Origin of the sequence: Altererythrobacter sp. GH1-8 (genome assembly GCF_043702085.1) — a bacterium.
Classification (GTDB): domain Bacteria; phylum Pseudomonadota; class Alphaproteobacteria; order Sphingomonadales; family Sphingomonadaceae; genus Erythrobacter.
In genome coordinates, this window is the sequence record NZ_CP171690.1 from 2,882,036 (window position 1) to 2,898,435 (window position 16,400).

Below are 16,400 nucleotides of genomic sequence, written 5' to 3' on the forward strand. Positions count from 1 at the left end.
GCACCGCACAGGGAGATCGTGCCCGCCGCCATTGCTGTTCGACGGTTTAATCTTGGTGCCATTCTTCCCTCTCCGCTGCGTGGACGCGTGGTTGAGCGTCAGAAGCTAAGTTCTGCAATCAGGCCAATCTGGCGTTTGCGTGGCAGAACTGCTTCGTAGGCACGCAGTGAGCAAGCAGCTGTTGTTGCGCAGTCAGCGTTTGAGCGAAGCGATTCGAACGTCATGTCGTTGAAGAGATTCTCGACAAAGGCTGTCACAGCGAAATTGCCGAAGTCCAGCCCGGCGCGCAGATTGACATCGAAAGAAGCGCCTGTTTCGGCAAGATTGAGCGTATCTGCAAAACGTGAGCCGACATAGACGCCCTCTGCTCTCAAGAAGAGCCCGGCATCTCCAAAAACCCCGTCCTGGCGATAATCTGCGATGACAGAACCGGAGAACTCAGGAGTTTGGGGCAGCCGCTCGCCATTGGGAGTGTCATCAAGGAAGAAGCGAGCAATGATGGCATCGCTGCCAGGGCCGACCAGTTTCGTCTTGTTCCAGGAGAAGTTACCGCTGAGATTGAACTGATCGCTCAGTTCCAATGCGGTCTGGAGCTCGATGCCGTAGGCTTCTACATCGCTTCCGTTCACTGTCACCAGCGTCGATGCAACACCCTGACCGAAATCGAACAACAGCGACTGCAGCACCTGCTGGTCTTTCCAGTCCGCGTAATAACCATTGATATTGAAGATCATTCGGCCATCCATCAGCGTCGTCTTGGCGCCGACTTCGTAGCTCCAGATCTCCTCCTTGGGAGCAGTAGTGCCGATATCGAGTTCGGGATATTCCGCCCGCAACGCATCCTGCTCGGCAGGCGTGCGCTGGATGAATTGAGTGTTGATTACCGTTGGACGCAAGCCCTTGGCAGCAACGGCATAAAGCAGAACGTCCGGGGATGCCTGATATTCGACAATAGCACGCGGCAGGAATGCCTTGGTCGATTGCGTCGGGACGTTGGGATCAGTCAGCTCGTCTTCCTGGTAACGCCCTTCGAATGATACCGACAGAGCATCGGTGACATCAAATCCGACCGACCCGAATACCGCCTTGTTGACGATTTCGAGGTCAACAATTGTTCTTGGACCGGGACCAACGAGGACCTGATCGCCTGTAATGCCGAAGGCGGCGGCGAAGGTGCCGGAGCCGAAAATTCCGCCGGGGTCGCGCTCGAACAGATCCTGTTCCATATAGAAGCCGCCGACCAGCCAGGTGAATCGATCGTCACCCGGCGAAGCGATCCGCAATTCATGGCTATGCGCTTCGGAGTCGGTCTGCCTTGATCCAAAGTAGTTGGGCTCAGCAGAGTATTCGAAGTCGAAGAGCCGGGCTGCGTCGTCTTTCGAATAGCTGCCGAGGTAGGTTACCGAGTACCCGGCATCCCCCTCATATTCGACGTTCCATGATGTGAACAGGAATTCGCGGCTAAGGCCGTTCTTGAGCCGACCCAGGCGACCGAAGTCCGTGAACGGAACCACGGGTATCGGCGGAAATGCAAAAACATCCGCTGGGCTGCTCGGGAAGGAGTTCTGTTCGACAATGCCATCCCATTCCAGCACGCCGTCGAAGAATGTCGCTCCCGAAGGTGAGGTGAAATTGTGCGTCGGCGACTTTCCGGTGAGCACGCTCGCTGCCGGGCCGTCATCCTGCTCAAGATAGCTTGCGGTGAGCTTCGCTGACAAACCAGGCGCAGGGGTCAGGAACAGCTGTCCTGTGAGAGACCAGTCTTCTTCCTCGCCCAAGCGTTCATTGTTGAGCTGGTTGCGATATTGGCCTCCAAATGTGCGATACTGACCGGACAAACGGGCCGATGCGATCCCGGGCACGAGTGGGATATCCATGCTTGCGCCGAACTCATAGTTCTGATCCTCGGCGACCTTGGCACGGAACTTCCCGGAGAATTCGTCAGACGGTGTCCGGGTAATGAAGTTGATCGCGCCGGAAAATGTTGAGCGCCCGTAGAGTGCGCTTTGGGGACCCTTGATCACCTCGACCCGCTCGATGTTGTCGGTATTGATGCCGCTGACCCCGCCTACAAAGTAGACCCCATCGATGAATACTGATGCGAGCTCGCGCGAGGTGTCGCCGACTGGCGGCGTGTTTTGCATGCCGCGAATGAAGACCTGGCCGTAGCCCCGGTCGGTGTTCTCGAACAAGGAAACCCCGGGGGCGAACGCAGCGAGGTCAGCGAGGTCAGCAATATCCGAACGAGCGATTTCTTCCTCGGAGAACGCTTGTATCGAAAGCGGGGTATCTTGAAGCGATTCTTCACGCTTTCTGGCTGTCACGATTATCGTATTGCCTTGAGTCGCGGAATTCGCCTCTTCAGGCGCATCAGCTTCTTGCGCAAGTGCCGGTGAGGCCAGACACATCATGCCTGAAGCGGCAGCAAGGCAGCTTGCCTTGAACATCGCTCTGCGAGTCTTCCCGAAAGTCTGCATTGTTATTCCCCCTGACAGCCGCCCACCAGTTTCTAATGGGCGCTTACGGTTTAGATTCGTAATCGTTGCGCCCGCGAGGTTTTCGTAATGAGCGGGCCTTTCGATCGACAGACAAGCTAGAATTACAATGATCGAGAGCAAGCGGCTGAATCGCTAGTCAGATGTGCCGTTTCGTGAAATCAAACTCGCGAACTGGGTCAGTTCGCGAAACTTCATTTGCGAAAAGCCCGATTCCGCGTTTATCTTGTTGCTATGCCGGAGGGATAGATGTCACAGACGCTCATCACTACGTGGACTAATCATGACCTGGTCTCTTGAACCCAAGGTCTGGTGGGCCAAGCTCGCATTCTTTGTCGGCATTCCGATCTTGCTCTCGCTGCCAGTCGGGGTCTTTCGCGCGGGGCTTGGCCAGTTCTTACCGCTTGAAATTTCAGTCGCGTTTTGGGCGACGACATGGTTGCTCACCTGGCTGTCTTCCGAGTTGATCTTGCAGGTGCTGCACCGGCTGCTCAGACCCTGGAACACACCGATCTGGGCGGAGATCGTCCTCGCAGTGCTCTTGGCCACTGCTCTATCAGCACTCTACTTTCCGGTTCTCATGCACATGGCATCGCAATTCGCTTTTGACCTGCCGAAATTCGCAGCAGATCGTCCAGGATACCGCGGTTCTTTCGACCACATGCTGTCGGTTTTCGTTTCAGGAACGCCAGGCATTGTCGCTTGGATTGCCCTGCGCAGCGTGTTCGCCATGCTGCCACACTCGATTTTACCGCAAAGCTGGTTGAGCACGAAGCAGGAAGCTGGAGCTCCGACTCAACAGCCCAGCCACCCTAAAGTGGGCATGCCATCCCCGACGATGTCCCGCTTTGCGCGCGAGCTTTACGACGCCGGAATTATCGACACTTCAAAGGTCGTCGCGATTCAGGCTAATGACCATTACGTCAATGTCATACTGACCGACGCCAAGGAACATCTCATCCTTTCCCGCTTCACGGACGCAGTCGACGCAATGGCCCCTGGCGAAGGCATCCGGATCCATCGCTCGTTCTGGGTCCGTCGCGATGCGATTCAAGATGTCGAGCAGGACGGCACGCACCTGCTTGCGCGCTTGCAGACCGGGCATACCTTCCCTGTCAGTGCCAAATATCGCGGCCTCGTCGAGCATGTGGTGAGGCAACGATGATAGGCCCCAAGAGCTTCAGCAGGGCCATCTAGGTCGTCGAAGGCGGCTGCGCGCATTCTCTCACCGCCGCAGCTTGTGGCGACCACCCGGTTGAATTTCTCCAGTCCTTCAAAGCGTTGACTATCAGAGGGATCTTCGATGGTGCAAGCGCAAGGCGGCCTTCGGCGATCAAGTCTCCCGCACGGTGGTCGCCAGATGTTTTCAGCCACGCCACCAGCCCGCCAAAGCCTTCGATCGCTATAAGCGAGCAAGCTGTGTTGAGATCAGGTTGGACGATCCGCACGATCTTTCCGCCGCTGAGGTCAAAACCGTTTAGAACAGGCTGCGCATGGACGATTTTCATGCCCAAAGCGGAGAAGATATCGCTGTGCTCGATCACGCCTTCGATATGCACGGTCCAACCGGTCTCGGTCGGTTCGTAGCGCATGCCGTATGGCTGGAGGTGCGAGCGCGCATAGGCATCGAACAATTGCAATTTGCGGATTTCTTCCTTGCCCCGCACTTCGGGTCTGCCGCTGTTGAGCTGAAATCTTGCGTCCTCTGCATAGAGCTCCATCACTTCTTCGTAGCGGTGCTGATTATGAAGCTCGAGAAATCTCTCGACGAGAGTGCGTGCCTCCAGTTCGGTCATCTCTTGCGCTTGTGCGTTTGAGGTCGCCACGGTTACAGTTGCCAGCGCCAGAGCCAGCAGTCCACCTCTCATCTCTTGCATTGGTCTCGCCTTCTGACGTCGGAACGTTACTCAATCACGGCAACTAAAGTTTGTGTGAACTAATGACCAGCATTCTCGCCTTTTGTGTTGCTCCAAAACCGATTTACTCGCCTGTCAGGCAGTAAGAGGGCGTGCCCGAAATCAGCACGAAAGCCGATTGGCTGCCTTGTTCTGTTATGCCCTTAGGAGCAGACAGTCAGGGATCGACCCAATCTACGGACGTTAGCGAAGGCGCCGCGTAAAACGAAGATAGAGCGCAAATGCATGGGATGGGTTTTCGGGAAGACAATCTGCGCACGGCGCGTTAGCCTCATCGACGGAGAGCGGGGGGAGAATACTGATGGTTTTTGATTTTGTCGTAGTCGGTGGCGGTTCGGCCGGGGCGGTTGTTGCAGCCCGGCTTAGCGAACACCGGAACTTCAAGGTCGCGCTTTTAGAAGCGGGTGGCCACCCTCCCGAAATTGAGCAAGTGCCCATGGCCACAGCCGGACTTCAGCTCGATCCCGAAACCGACTGGATGTATAAAGGTGATCCCGGCAAAGGCGGGCGAGGCATGAAAGATCACATCGTCAATGTGCCACGCGGAAAGATGCTGGGTGGCTCTTCCGGCATCAATTACATGGCCTATGTGCGTGGTCATCCTGGCGACTTTGACAAGTGGGAAGCACTCGGCGCCGAAGGCTGGTCTTATGATGACGTGCTGCCCTATTTCATCAAGAGCGAGCGCCTAAATGCCAGCAATTCCATTGTGGCCGACCCAGAATCGCATGGCAGCGAGGGTCCTTTGGGTATCTCTGTGCGCTCACCGGTTTTGCCCGCCAGCCTTGAATTTATTGAGGCTGCCAAGGCGATGGGCATCCCTGAAGGTGACTATAATGGGAAGGATCGCCTTAACGAGAACGGCGTGGTCTCCCTGTTTCAGACGACAACGCAGAATGGACGTCGCTCCAGCACCTATCACGCTTTTCTGGAAGGTGAGGCCGAATCGCGATCCAACCTCACAATCATTACGCATGCTCATGTGACACGGCTTTTGCTCGAGGATGAAAAGGGCAGCAAACGCGTCAGTGGGGTTGAGTATCAGGATGCAGAAGGAGAGCGCCATCAAATCGGCGCGCAGAAAGAAGTGATCCTGAGTGCAGGCGCTATCGGCTCGCCGCATATCCTGATGCTATCAGGCATTGGTCCACGCCGTGATCTTGAAAACGCCGAAGTAGAATGTCTTGTTGATCTTCCAGATGTCGGCAAGCATCTGAAGGATCATCTGGCACTCGGGGTGATCTTCGACTCTCCCCAGGCTGGCACACCTCTGGGTGAAATGGTGCTGGGTTTAGGTTCCGATGCCTTGCGCGGACCTGATGGTCCTTTGCCCGAAGATAAGGCGGATGACGCAGCGCTACCCCCCGAGCTGATTGCGCTGCGCGATGAAGCCGACCGCCAATTTGCTGAGTATGCCCAAACCGGTATCGGGTCAGCGTCGTCCTCTCTGTATGATGCAAGCCTGTGGTGCTCCTCCGGCCTCGGAGATGAGCATAGCCACGATGTTCAGATCAGCTTTGCGCCCGTTTGCTACGACGCAACCTTTTACGGCGCGCTGTGCAATCTAGATCTGGAAAAGATGTTTGGCGATCCCGCTTCAGCCATTGATACCAGCAAGCCTCGGATGGCCATCGTGGCGAACCCGGTGCTGCAACGAAGCGAAGGCGAAGTCGTCATCACAAGCGCCGATCCCTTCGAACACCCCCAGATCAACCTCAACTACTTTTCTGATCCGTACGATCTGACCATGATGGTTACGGCATTGCGGATGTGCCTTAAACTGGCGAAGCACTGGCCCGATGACAAAGCGGGTAATTGGTTGGTGCCGCCAGAATTGGCCCGCAAACATGGCTACAAACCCGGCGACGAACCAAGTGATGCATTACTTGAAAATGTTGCGCTGCATTTTTCCAACACGCTATATCACCAGTGCTGCACGTGCCGAATTGGAGATGTGGTTGATCCAAGATTGAGAGTGTTCGGCGTCGAGAAATTGCGCGTAGCGGATGCGAGCGTGATGCCAGATATTATCAGCGCCAACACCAACGCAGCCTCTATTATGATCGGAGAGAAAGCCGCTGATCTCATTAAGGAGGACCACGGCGTTGCCGCCGTTTCTTAGTTTGCCACTCCGGAAACAGCTTACATTCCGATAAGTCCGCTTTCCACCCCAAGAGCGGACGCCAGCTCATTTCGAGCTGGCGCCCAACAGCAGTCAGATCTCAGTTTTCTCGGCGAGAGTAAGTGCATCCTCGATGTCCACGCCGAGGTAGCGAACGGTGTTTTCGATCTTGGAATGACCGAGTAGGATTTGGATCGCTCTTATGTTGCCTGTGGCCTTGTAGATGATCGAAGCCTTGGTGCGGCGAAGCGAATGGGTTCCATATTCCTCAGTTCGTAGGCCAATCCCTTCCACCCACTCATCAACCAGTCGAGCATATTGGCGCGTGCTGAGATGCCGCGTGTGATCGACGCGGCTTGGAAAGACAAAGTCTTCGACTCCACCTGCTCGGCGTTCGAGCCAAGCGAACAAGCTGGCCCTGGCGTCTGATGCGATTTCAAATTGAACTGGCCGGCCGGTCTTTTGCTGAGTGATCGTCGCCCGCGTCCGGACTTCCGGGCCAACAACCAGGTCACCGATCTTGAGCGCGACGAGATCGCAGCCTCTCAACTTGCTGTCGATCGCCAAATCAAAGAGAGCTCGATCTCGAATACGTTTCTCGCGATCGAGAAAGAACCGGATCGCCCAGATCTGTTTCTGATTGAACGGACGCTTTGGGCCGATCTTGGCTCCAAAATTCCATGGCACACGGTTCTGCGCCGATGGGTCGTATTGAGAGTATGTCATCTTCATTCTCCTTGGCCGGAATGGCCGCAGAGAAGGTCCGCTTTTGGGAACTAAGAAATCGGAAGCCTACGTCTTGGATTGGGGCGCAATGCAGACTTTGCGGAGCGCGCAAACAGCGGGAGGGGATTGCGCGACCCTAAGCTCAGATCGCGCGACTTGCATGCTCGATGGAGCAGATCGCGAACTCGCCGCACTCCAAATGTAGTCCACGGCCTGCGCAACTGCCTACCCAATCGGCTCCCGCTTCAGCGTTTTGAGCGTGCAGCCCCTATCGGCCGCTTGTCACCTTTGGGCCGCTTGCGCGCTGGGCGAGCGGCCCGCATCTCGCGAGCGAGGCGAGCCTGGAACCAGTCAAGCGCCTGGCTGGTACTATCGACCTGGTCGTCGTGACGGCGGTTGGGAAAGCCGAGCAGCTCGCCAAGATAAGTCGAAAGCCACGACGCTTTGCGCGGCAGAATGACCTTGCCGGTCTCGAACATGACCGAACGCGCCTGCATGCGGGCAAGCTTATCTATCGAGGGTTTGACCGCGATCGGGCGGCAGTAGCGGGAGGTCCGGCGCAGGTTCTGAACCACCGCCCGGCCAAGATCGCCATCCTCGATGAGGGTGATATCCGCGCCTTTGTCCTTATGGACCCGCTCAACAAGGTGGGTGAGCTCGGGAACTTCAACCCGCTTACGGATAACATCAACAAGATAGACCTCGCCGCCCGCAAGGCCCCACACGGTGCCAACCGACCAGTCGGAGATTTCATTGAGCGTTGATGCGGTATCCCAGCTGACCAGCGTGGTCTCAAACTCGGCTGGATACTCATCGCAGTAACGCAGCCAGGCGCGTTTGATCACTACCCCGTCATCGGGAACCGGCTGCTGCTGATACTGTGCAGCAAAGGCAGTTGCGCCCATGATCCTGTGCTGCTGGTCAAGCTCGGGATGATCCATCCGCGAGGGCTGGATTGGTTCGCCTTCCGCGCGCACATGGTACCGCCGGCCGAAGAGTTTCCAACGCTCGCGTTCAGTGGCCACCGCCGGAATCCGGATCAGATAGTAGTCCTCCTGTTCAAGCAGATGACCCGCGAGATCGTCAGCATGCAGCCGCTGCATCACGCAGATGATTGCGCATTCCTTATAGTGATTGCGCCGGGTCGAGATCGTATCATTCCACGCATTGCGCACCGTCTCGCGCGCGACCTTCGAGTAGATCTCCTGCCCCTTGTTGGGGTCATCAAGGATAATGAAGTCTGCCCCGCGGCTAAGGACGCTGCCCTTGATCGAGCTCGCCAACCTGTAGCCGCCCGCGCTGGTAGTCCATTCAAGGATACGGTTGGGGACAGCCGGACGCAGTCCAGGGAACAGATCGCGATACCAGGCTGAGCGTACGATCCGGCCAAACAGGACCGCTTGCGCCTTGGCGATATCCTGGCTGTAGGTCATGCACATTATCCTGCGGGTGGGGTCATGTCCCAGAACCCAGGCAGGAAAGGCAATGCTGACCGCGATGGTTTTCATGCTGCGCGGCGGCAAGTTGATCATGAGCCGGCGGTTCTTGCCCGATTGCGCATCAATGAGGGCACGGGCGAGCACCTCGATATGCCAGTTTTCTTCATAGCGCGTGCCGGGTTCAAGCTCTTCCATCACCTTGCGCAGGAACAGGACAAAGTCCAAGCGCAGCATCGCAAGCCAGTGGGTATGAGGAATCTCGACCATCAGTTCTTCCCCTTCTTTGCAGGGCCGCTTGCCCGGTTGCGTTCCAGAAAGCCCAGCACCGCTTCGAGCGGGACCTGTGCATGTTCCGACCCAGCAGCGCCGCTGTCCGGACCAAGCAGCTTGAGCAGTGCGGCGATCGCCCGCGCATCCCCCTTCAAGGCGTCGTGCACCATCCGCTTGGCGAGCGCCTCACGCTTGGTGAGCCGCAGCTGTTCGCCGTTCTCGGTCAGTTGCATCTCGGCATCGAGCTCCGCCTCGACCAGCTTCAGCAGGCTGCGCTCCTTGCGCGGCCGGCCAGCGGGGTTGCCGGACTGGCCGGGCTTGAAGCGGGTATCCATGGGCGGATTGCCGGGCCCGGTGGCCCCACCTGCGTCTGGCTTGCGCTTGGCTACCGGCCCACGCTTGCGAACAGCTTTGCGCGGCGGCGAGGAAGGTTGCTTAGCCATCAGTCTTCCTCCCCACCGTCCATGGCCTCGTCAGGATCAAGCTCGATCCCGCGTTCAGCGGCAATATCGCAGTAGCTCTTCCCGCTCGCAGCCAGGACCGCCTCGCTGCCAGTTTCCGCCTGCCAGCGCTCGATCGTGCGGTCGCAATAGGTAGGATCGATCTCGATCAGGCGAGCCTTGCGCCCGGTCTTTTCGGCTGCATGCAAGGTGGTCCCCGAACCGCCGAAGCCATCCAGGATAATCCCGCGCGGATGCGAGCAGTCGAGGATCGCATCGCAGACCATCTGCAGCGGCTTCACGGTTGCGTGGGTTGCAAGTTCCTCATCGCGCCCGCGGTGGAAGCTGTTGTTGCCACGATATGTCCAGCAATTCGTGCGGTAACGCCCGGTCTCGCCCAGACCAAAATTATTGATGTGGCGCGCTTTCCCGACCTTCCAGGCATAGATCAGCTCGTGCTGGGAACGGTAGAAGGTTCCCATGCCACCCGATCCCTTGTTCCAGACGATGAGGTTCTTAAGCTCTGAATAGACCGCCTCGCCCGCATCGAGCATCTCGCGTTGGTGCTTCCAGTCCATGCATTGGAAATGGATTGCTCCGTCCACGCTGAACGCCGCCATGTGACCAAACGCAGTTTTAAGGAACGAAATGAACTGAGCCTGGCTCATCTCGCCAGCGGCAAAAGCGAAGTCGTCGAACTGCGCCTTTCCCTTCCCCGAGATCGTGCTCATCGGCAAATTGTATGGCGCGTCGCTGAACACCATCTGCGCGCGCTCCTCGCCCATCAGCGCCTGGTAGCTCTCAACCTTGAGAGCATCACCGCACAAGAGGCGGTGCTCGCCGAGGACCCACAGATCACCCTCCTGGGTAACCGGAGGGTGCGAGGGAAGCGGGCTATCGCCGCTCCCTTCCGAACCGAACGGCTCAATCACGAGACCGTCGATCTCGCTGGTCGAAAAGCCGCTCAGTCCAATATTGAGATCAGGCGGCAGGCCAAGGTCCAGAAGTTCTCCGAACTCGAGCTTGAGTTCGCTTACATCCCATTCGCCAAGCTCGCCGATGCGGTTCTCGGCAATCACGTAGAGCCGTTTCTGTTCGTCGCTCAAATGCGCAATGCAAATGACCGGTACTGCCTCAAAGCCAAGATCCATCGCCGCCAGCCAGCGGGCACGGCCGCACAGGATCTGGTTGTTCTCGTCAACCAGGATCGGATTGAGAAAGCTGAAATGGCTGATCGAGGCACGCAAGGCCGCGAGCTGGCGCTGGCCATGTTTGCGCAGCTTGCGCTTGGGAGGCTTGAGCACTGCCGGATCGACATAGGTGATCTCAAGCGCTAAATCGTTGTTGGGATCGTTGATGCGGCCAGCGTTCAAAGCACCATGCGAGGTGCTGGTGAGGTGTGCAGATGTGCGAACGCGTTTGCGAACAGGTTTTGCCATGGGACAAGAACTTTCGTTCCCGGCAGCCGGAACACGCAGACCTGATTGTACTTCTCAAATTGCGGTCTATGTTTCCCGCTGCTCCCATGATCTTCATTGACCTGGATGCTGCTCACCTTGGCGCCGGTTAGAGCCGAAGTGCGATAGCATTAGACATAGATCGAATAGTCACGTCAAGCGCAATTTACATATAAGCCATTGAATCACTTGACGAACGATTTGCGCTTTGCTCCTGTTTTCGTACATCAGCCTCCCTGTTTTTCCGAAACAGGAACAGCCTCGGCACACCGCAAGGTGTTGGCAGGCAAGGAGATACTCCGTCATACAAGCGTGAGTATCCGCGCGCGCCTCCCTGTTTTTGGGGCATTAACAGGGCGAATTGGCCGAACATCGCCAATAACGCCAATTCCGTACCTCGCCATGAGGCACCAGAGAAAACCGGGTAATATGCCCTGGATTCTCTCCTCAATGCGCTCTCTGCGGTACGGAATCACGCCCCAAACCACGCAGAACTGCGCGGTTTGGCAGGGCAGCTTCTCATATGTCAGGAATATCGCAGACTAGGTGGCGGAGAGGGAGTCCGCTCAACTAATAACTTAAAGTAATGATATATATGCTTTTTCTAGTATCTATGGGTATACCACCCCACACTTTATACCACACTTAAGTTTCGATAAGCGCATTTAAGGGGCAAAGTCCTTTCGACGCAGGTTGGTTCAAAGAACGATTTAGATAGCACGGCCTAGCTACCCTCTACGTCTTCCCATGCATTTCGGTATCGCTTTAAGAACCAAAGGTAGATTAGTGCCGCACCTGGGAAATAAACCCAGACGCCTTCCCAACTAAAGGCCCCTCCATCAGCTGAGCCAAATCCGTAAATTATGACCGCGATGACGTACGCGGAGCACACTGTGTAAAGAGCACGACTTGATGGCTCCTTCTTCTTGAAAGCAAAAAATTCAAGCAAGAAGGCGACGACCATAACGCCGACAGCCCCACCTATAATCAGACTTAGATACCCCATGTCCATGCCTCTGTTTATGAATCTGTACCCGGCAGCACGGTAATGATAAATTATTTAGAATCCAGCCTGTAGAGATAGCCAGCCAAGATTGACCAAGAAGGAGTGGTTTGCTTGTCATACTTATACGATGAACCAGAGCGTTCTGGAAACATCATAGTCGATCATTGGAAGGGCTTATATTCTCTCCCGAGAGCTTTTTGGATAAACAACTTCCTGATTTCGAACATCATCATAACTGCGATATTCTTGGGTCAGCTCGCTTTGTCGGAGACCAACTTATCTCTCCAGCTCATCTCCTTGGCAGGGATAAGTTCTATCGTACTTGGGCTCGCGGTTTGGACTTGGTCCATTGTGGGGGTTTGGAAGTCGGCCGATGCACACCAACGGAGAGGAGGCAGCGCTTCGTGGGCAGGATTAGCAAAACTGGCAGTAATATTCGGTTTGCTTGGTACGGCAGGCCAACTCTCGCGCCAATTACCGGGCATCATCGAAACCACAGAACTAGCGATTGGCGGCGATAGCCTTGGGAACTCAGCCGAGTTGGCAGTTGTAGGCAGCACTGTGACCGTTGTTGGCACACTTGCCTCAGGCGTATCTTTGGAATTTTCTGAGCTTCTTGAGGCAAATGGAAACGTACGAAAAGTCGTCCTTTCGTCGGCTGGGGGACGCAGCATTGAAGGCACGCGCATCGGTCAATTGATTCGAGAACGCTCACTCGACACTCATGTCGAAGGAAATTGCGAGTCCGCTTGCACCCTCGCCCTATTGGCAGGCCAGCGGCGAACGGCATCTTTTGGGAGTACTGTTGGGTTCCATCAACCAAGTTTTCCGGGCACAACAGCTGTCGAGCAAGCCGGTTTAATTGAGGATTTGAGCCAGGAATACAGCCGAGCGGGCGTCTCATTCTCCTTCATACGCCGTGCGATGCAAGCAAGCCCAGATGAAATGTGGTATCCTGACGAAACAGCATTGTTCGAAGCAAATGTGCTGAATGCGATGGACAGTGAACGGGTGAGAGCAGATCAATTGGCATCTGCAGGTGAAATCAACCGTAGAGCACCTGTGAGGGTTGACGACGTTACAGTTTTGGTCGGCGCTAAAGCGGATAACAATGTCCTTCGCCAAGAATTTGACCTGTCATTGATGGCAAACCAGTTTGACCCGTCATTTTTTCATCGCGAATTGGCCGAACAGCTTAGGGAAGAGGTCTGCTCGATTGCTCTTGTTCCGAGGTTAATTGAGGCTGGGGCCATATACGAGTATGCGTACCGTGACGTTGCAGGCCAAGAAATTGCCATCATAAAGATCGACCATTGCTAGTGACTCGAACACTCCGTCGTGCACGCAGGCGAAAAACTGGGTTAGCATTTTTGTGGCTGATACAGACCGCCCCGAGCATCCCTTGGCACGGAAATCCGAATACCTCCCCGAACTCTGAACTGGGGATGCGAAAATTTCTGATTGGCTACGGTCCTAGATTCTCAGCCTTGTGAGATTGATGCGTCCCCTATCGTCCATTTAGAGACATTTACAAATCGGTCCTCGTATTCTCACCTGATTTTCGTAGTATTGGCCAATCGAATCTGACTAGGGGGCGGGAAATGAAGACTTTTTCGGCGATTATTGGTTTGGCGGCTGCGAGCCTCTCAGCGGTAGCTCTCGCGCAAAGTAACGATGCACCGCTTCCAGTGGCTAGCGCCAATGCTCAGGCCCCCGCCGTCCTACCCGCAAACACCGAAGTTCTTCTTCGAATGAACCAAGAGGTGACCACCAAGGGCAAGACTTGGGCTGAGGGTGACACCTTCGACATGACGGTTGTCCATGACGTCCGCCACGGCGATTACGTAGTGATACCTCGCGGCAGCCGTGGCGTTGGCCGGATTACATGGCTCACGAACAAGGGCGCATTTGGCAAGTCAGGCAAGATGGACATCGAACTTGAGTATGTCGAAGTCGCCGGACGCCGGATCGACATCAACGGCACCTACCGCCAAGAAGGTGAAGGCAATACCTTAGCCACAGTCGGCGGCGTAGTTTTGGCTGGTGTGTTCGCTGGTTTCATCACGGGCAAGAGCGGCAGGATACCGCGCGGACGCGAGCTTATGGCAACCACTGAAAACGATATAGCTCTGGCATTGCCCCAAAGCGCAGCTCCAGCGTCCGCTCCCCAACCGGCCCCACAGTACGTCGCACCGGCTCAAAATGCAGTACAGCCATCCACGGTGCCTGTTCAGGCCGTGCCTGTCGTCGCTCAGCCTGTTGTGCAGCCCACCCAAACACCAGCCGCATCAGAGCCGGTTACTTCGGACCGGTTGAAAAAGAAGTCGCCAATCCAGTGTGTGACATGCTGAGGCGCTACTGGCTGACCTGCACACTAGCTCTCTCGTTAGTGCCAACTCCTGGGGGCACTGCTTCTGAGGATTCCAAGGAAGCAGACGAATTGATGGATCGAAAATTTTTAGAGTGGATAGAAGAAAATCTACGGGACCCGGAATCCGCCCTTTGGAAACGCACCACCGATACTCAGTACCGTACCTATACGATCGAGTATACTGATTGGAATGTCGCGAAGCGCAAACACACCCGCATGCGTAAAGAGTTCAGTGGATTCTTCGCCTGCTACAAATTAAACTCAAAGAATGGATATGGCGGTTACGCGGGTTCTCGACGAGTAGTTGCATACGAGAGCTTTAGTGGCGATGGCTTTATCGTACTTCATAACGATTGGAGGGGCGACAATGGCAAGGAGAATCTCGCTAGAGAGCTTATTTCTCGTTGCCCGTTGTAGGACTAACTCAAATCATCCACTTGCGCTTTGACCTCGGCGAAGCGGGAAACAATGTCATCCGCGAAAAACTTTTTTTGCATAAGGCCCAAGACATCCTCACCGGTTGATATGGCAGGTCGGAAACTTGCAACTACGCTTCCCTTTTCTTCCATGACAAAAACCGCCAAGAACTCCTCGGTGTCTGGAGTTTCAATGTAGCCATAATATAGCTCTGGGTTCGACCTTCTCCGAAATTTCTTCTCAGTGGTCCCGAATTTCTCAAAGAAAGCTTCAATCGAAGTTGCTGTAAAGGCCGTGCTTACGCCACCTGCAAATGCTTGAGGAGAAGCTGCTTTACTGGCTATTCTGTGAGCGGATAATGAGAGAATGCCATCATAGGATAGTGTTCTGATAGCATCGTTTTTTTTCAGAAAAGCAATCCCGAACCACGCGAGAATCGACAAACCATACGTTGGCCAGGCAAGGAATATCGCGAGAATAAACAGGATGCCCACTTAGCGCCCTCCGCTGGGAAAATTTGGTGTCAAAAGTGGGAGTTAAAGCCAAGAGCGCGAACTTGGAACCGAAAACCTATTTTATTTTTCAGAAGGATGGACGATACTCGCTTCGCAGCTATCCGCCTAGATTTTGTGTCCGCCCCCACCGCTTGCCGATAACGCGACCTCCCCACTTTCGAAGACTTAAACCAAGCTCATCGGCAACCGCATCTGCGCTCCCCTTCACCATGTAGTTCGCCATAGCCTCAGCGTTTGCCCAGTAATGACTAGGGTTTGTCACCGCGCATTGGAGACTGCCGCCAATCGGACGCATGTCGCTCACCTTGGCGCTATATCTGCCGCCCGCCTGCTTGATCCATTTGCGAATAAGCGGTCCGCTTAATCTCCAGCCGCTCGGCAAGTGAAATGCGATATGGACATGTGCCCCGTTCTTTGGCCCGATTTCTCTAACCCAAACCGCAGCAAAGCTCCCTTCGCGCGCGCGCGCGTACCTCTGGCATAATTGCAGAAGCCGACCGATGAATGCAGCCCCTTCGCTGTCATCGATCCCGGCCCATTCATAATTGACGGTCCAGAAGCGGTTGAGCGGCATGCCCTTTAGCTCGGCAACCGCAATCGCTCTCAAAATGCCTTCCGCGTGTTCCTGCTTGAGCGCCGTGGTTATCCGGTCTTTTCGATTGCGAGCACCACCCCACTGACCCGCGCGCGTATTGTTACGTTTAACCCGTTTCTCGCGCGCGCGTGGAATGCGCGAATTTGTGGGCTGATTGGATTTGCCGCCTGCTTTTTTGGAGTCCTGAAACTCCCTTTGCGGCTGGCATGGGCCGTAACTATAAATTTGCATGATACGTGCCAATCAGGCGCGCATGGCTGTTTTCCGCCTGTATTATCAGGCGAGACGCGCGCTCCCATGTCGAAGTTTCAAGATTGGTCGGATCGAAGCCGGGACCGCCTCGAAAGTGCAGCCCCGGCACCGTTAAACACCGCTAAAAAACGGGTTTCACGTTTAGGAAAAGGCTATCCGGCTGGACCGCCGTTTTGTTTCCTTTGATTAAATTCAATGCGACCAGCTCGGTGTTTTCTCGGTGTATCATCACCGACAAGCCGCGTGGCCAAGCGATAGCGCGCATGGCGGTATGGCCCTTCAATCTCGGTAGAGATTGCCAGCCCGTCTTCGCGCATTGCGTGGATCGTACCGCCTAGCCGAGTGTGCCAGGGGTAACAGTCCAGTTGCGTGATACCGC

13 protein-coding genes are annotated in these 16,400 nt (G+C 55.5%); 5 read left to right on the plus strand and 8 right to left on the minus strand.

Features of this window, described 5'->3' with window-relative positions; all coding sequences use genetic code 11:
• Nucleotides 1-98: 98 nt before the first annotated feature.
• The gene (locus tag ACG9DO_RS13860; RefSeq protein ID WP_394728921.1) at nt 99-2,477 is read right to left on the minus strand and encodes a TonB-dependent receptor; all 2,379 of its coding nucleotides are present in this window, start codon (nt 2,475-2,477) and stop codon (nt 99-101) included.
• Nucleotides 2,478-2,778: 301 nt separating this feature from the next.
• Here ACG9DO_RS13860 and ACG9DO_RS13865 point away from each other — a divergent pair, with 301 nt between their 5' ends.
• Complete coding sequence (locus tag ACG9DO_RS13865; protein WP_394728923.1) at nt 2,779-3,660, plus strand: LytTR family DNA-binding domain-containing protein; 882 nt, start codon at nt 2,779-2,781, stop codon at nt 3,658-3,660.
• 28 nt (nt 3,661-3,688) lie between these two features.
• Here the strand turns inward: ACG9DO_RS13865 and ACG9DO_RS13870 are convergent, their stop codons facing one another.
• Entirely contained in the window at nt 3,689-4,372 is a 684-nt protein-coding gene (locus tag ACG9DO_RS13870; RefSeq protein WP_394728925.1) for a nuclear transport factor 2 family protein, read from the minus strand.
• Nucleotides 4,373-4,712: 340 nt separating this feature from the next.
• On the opposite strand from ACG9DO_RS13870, the gene ACG9DO_RS13875 reads away from it, so the two are divergent.
• On the plus strand, nt 4,713-6,533 hold the full coding sequence (locus ACG9DO_RS13875) for a GMC family oxidoreductase (RefSeq protein WP_394728927.1): 1,821 nt from the start codon (nt 4,713-4,715) through the stop codon (nt 6,531-6,533).
• Between the two features lie 93 nt (nt 6,534-6,626).
• Here the strand turns inward: ACG9DO_RS13875 and ACG9DO_RS13880 are convergent, their stop codons facing one another.
• From ACG9DO_RS13880 to ACG9DO_RS13895, 4 genes are all read right to left on the minus strand, one after another.
• Nucleotides 6,627-7,259 carry a tyrosine-type recombinase/integrase gene (locus ACG9DO_RS13880; RefSeq protein WP_394728929.1) on the minus strand — a complete coding sequence of 211 codons (633 nt, stop codon included), beginning with the start codon at nt 7,257-7,259 and terminating at the stop codon, nt 6,627-6,629.
• Nucleotides 7,260-7,504: 245 nt separating this feature from the next.
• Nucleotides 7,505-8,965 carry a phage terminase large subunit gene (gene terL / locus ACG9DO_RS13885; protein ID WP_394728931.1) on the minus strand — a complete coding sequence of 487 codons (1,461 nt, stop codon included), beginning with the start codon at nt 8,963-8,965 and terminating at the stop codon, nt 7,505-7,507.
• Entirely contained in the window at nt 8,965-9,411 is a 447-nt protein-coding gene (locus ACG9DO_RS13890) for a DUF5681 domain-containing protein (RefSeq protein ID WP_394728933.1), read from the minus strand. The genes terL and ACG9DO_RS13890 overlap by 1 nt, the downstream gene beginning before the upstream one ends.
• Nucleotides 9,411-10,847 carry a site-specific DNA-methyltransferase gene (locus ACG9DO_RS13895; RefSeq protein WP_394728935.1) on the minus strand — a complete coding sequence of 479 codons (1,437 nt, stop codon included), beginning with the start codon at nt 10,845-10,847 and terminating at the stop codon, nt 9,411-9,413. Before ACG9DO_RS13895 ends, ACG9DO_RS13890 begins: the two co-directional genes overlap by 1 nt.
• Nucleotides 10,848-11,982: 1,135 nt before the next feature.
• Between ACG9DO_RS13895 and ACG9DO_RS13900 the strand changes: the two genes are divergently transcribed.
• The 3 genes from ACG9DO_RS13900 to ACG9DO_RS13910 all read left to right on the plus strand — a co-directional run bounded on the left by ACG9DO_RS13900 (nt 11,983) and on the right by ACG9DO_RS13910 (nt 14,659).
• The gene (locus tag ACG9DO_RS13900) at nt 11,983-13,191 is read left to right on the plus strand and encodes a hypothetical protein (RefSeq protein ID WP_394728937.1); all 1,209 of its coding nucleotides are present in this window, start codon (nt 11,983-11,985) and stop codon (nt 13,189-13,191) included.
• 281 nt (nt 13,192-13,472) lie between these two features.
• On the plus strand, nt 13,473-14,222 hold the full coding sequence (locus ACG9DO_RS13905) for a hypothetical protein (protein ID WP_394728939.1): 750 nt from the start codon (nt 13,473-13,475) through the stop codon (nt 14,220-14,222).
• Between the two features lie 89 nt (nt 14,223-14,311).
• Nucleotides 14,312-14,659 carry a hypothetical protein gene (locus ACG9DO_RS13910; RefSeq protein ID WP_394728941.1) on the plus strand — a complete coding sequence of 116 codons (348 nt, stop codon included), beginning with the start codon at nt 14,312-14,314 and terminating at the stop codon, nt 14,657-14,659.
• Between the two features lie 2 nt (nt 14,660-14,661).
• Here ACG9DO_RS13910 and ACG9DO_RS13915 read toward each other — a convergent pair whose 3' ends face one another.
• Both ACG9DO_RS13915 and ACG9DO_RS13920 read right to left on the minus strand, forming a co-directional pair.
• Nucleotides 14,662-15,153, minus strand: coding sequence for a hypothetical protein (locus ACG9DO_RS13915; RefSeq protein WP_394728943.1), 492 nt, complete (start codon nt 15,151-15,153; stop codon nt 14,662-14,664).
• Between the two features lie 118 nt (nt 15,154-15,271).
• Entirely contained in the window at nt 15,272-16,000 is a 729-nt protein-coding gene (locus tag ACG9DO_RS13920) for a hypothetical protein (RefSeq protein WP_394728945.1), read from the minus strand.
• Nucleotides 16,001-16,400: the final 400 nt, after the last annotated feature.

Excerpts from the sequence above, each read along its gene's own strand:
- ACG9DO_RS13865 (WP_394728923.1), top strand. The coding sequence starts at position 2,779 with ATGACCTGGTCTCTTGAACCCAAGGTCTGGTGGGCCAAGCTCGCATTC.
- ACG9DO_RS13895 (WP_394728935.1), bottom strand. The coding sequence starts at position 10,847 with ATGGCAAAACCTGTTCGCAAACGCGTTCGCACATCTGCACACCTCACC.
- ACG9DO_RS13880 (WP_394728929.1), bottom strand. The coding sequence starts at position 7,259 with ATGACATACTCTCAATACGACCCATCGGCGCAGAACCGTGTGCCATGG.
- ACG9DO_RS13905 (WP_394728939.1), top strand. The coding sequence starts at position 13,473 with ATGAAGACTTTTTCGGCGATTATTGGTTTGGCGGCTGCGAGCCTCTCA.
- ACG9DO_RS13890 (WP_394728933.1), bottom strand. The coding sequence starts at position 9,411 with ATGGCTAAGCAACCTTCCTCGCCGCCGCGCAAAGCTGTTCGCAAGCGT.
- ACG9DO_RS13860 (WP_394728921.1), bottom strand. The coding sequence starts at position 2,477 with ATGCAGACTTTCGGGAAGACTCGCAGAGCGATGTTCAAGGCAAGCTGC.
- ACG9DO_RS13875 (WP_394728927.1), top strand. The coding sequence starts at position 4,713 with ATGGTTTTTGATTTTGTCGTAGTCGGTGGCGGTTCGGCCGGGGCGGTT.
- ACG9DO_RS13920 (WP_394728945.1), bottom strand. The coding sequence starts at position 16,000 with ATGCAAATTTATAGTTACGGCCCATGCCAGCCGCAAAGGGAGTTTCAG.
- ACG9DO_RS13870 (WP_394728925.1), bottom strand. The coding sequence starts at position 4,372 with ATGCAAGAGATGAGAGGTGGACTGCTGGCTCTGGCGCTGGCAACTGTA.
- terL (WP_394728931.1), bottom strand. The coding sequence starts at position 8,965 with ATGGTCGAGATTCCTCATACCCACTGGCTTGCGATGCTGCGCTTGGAC.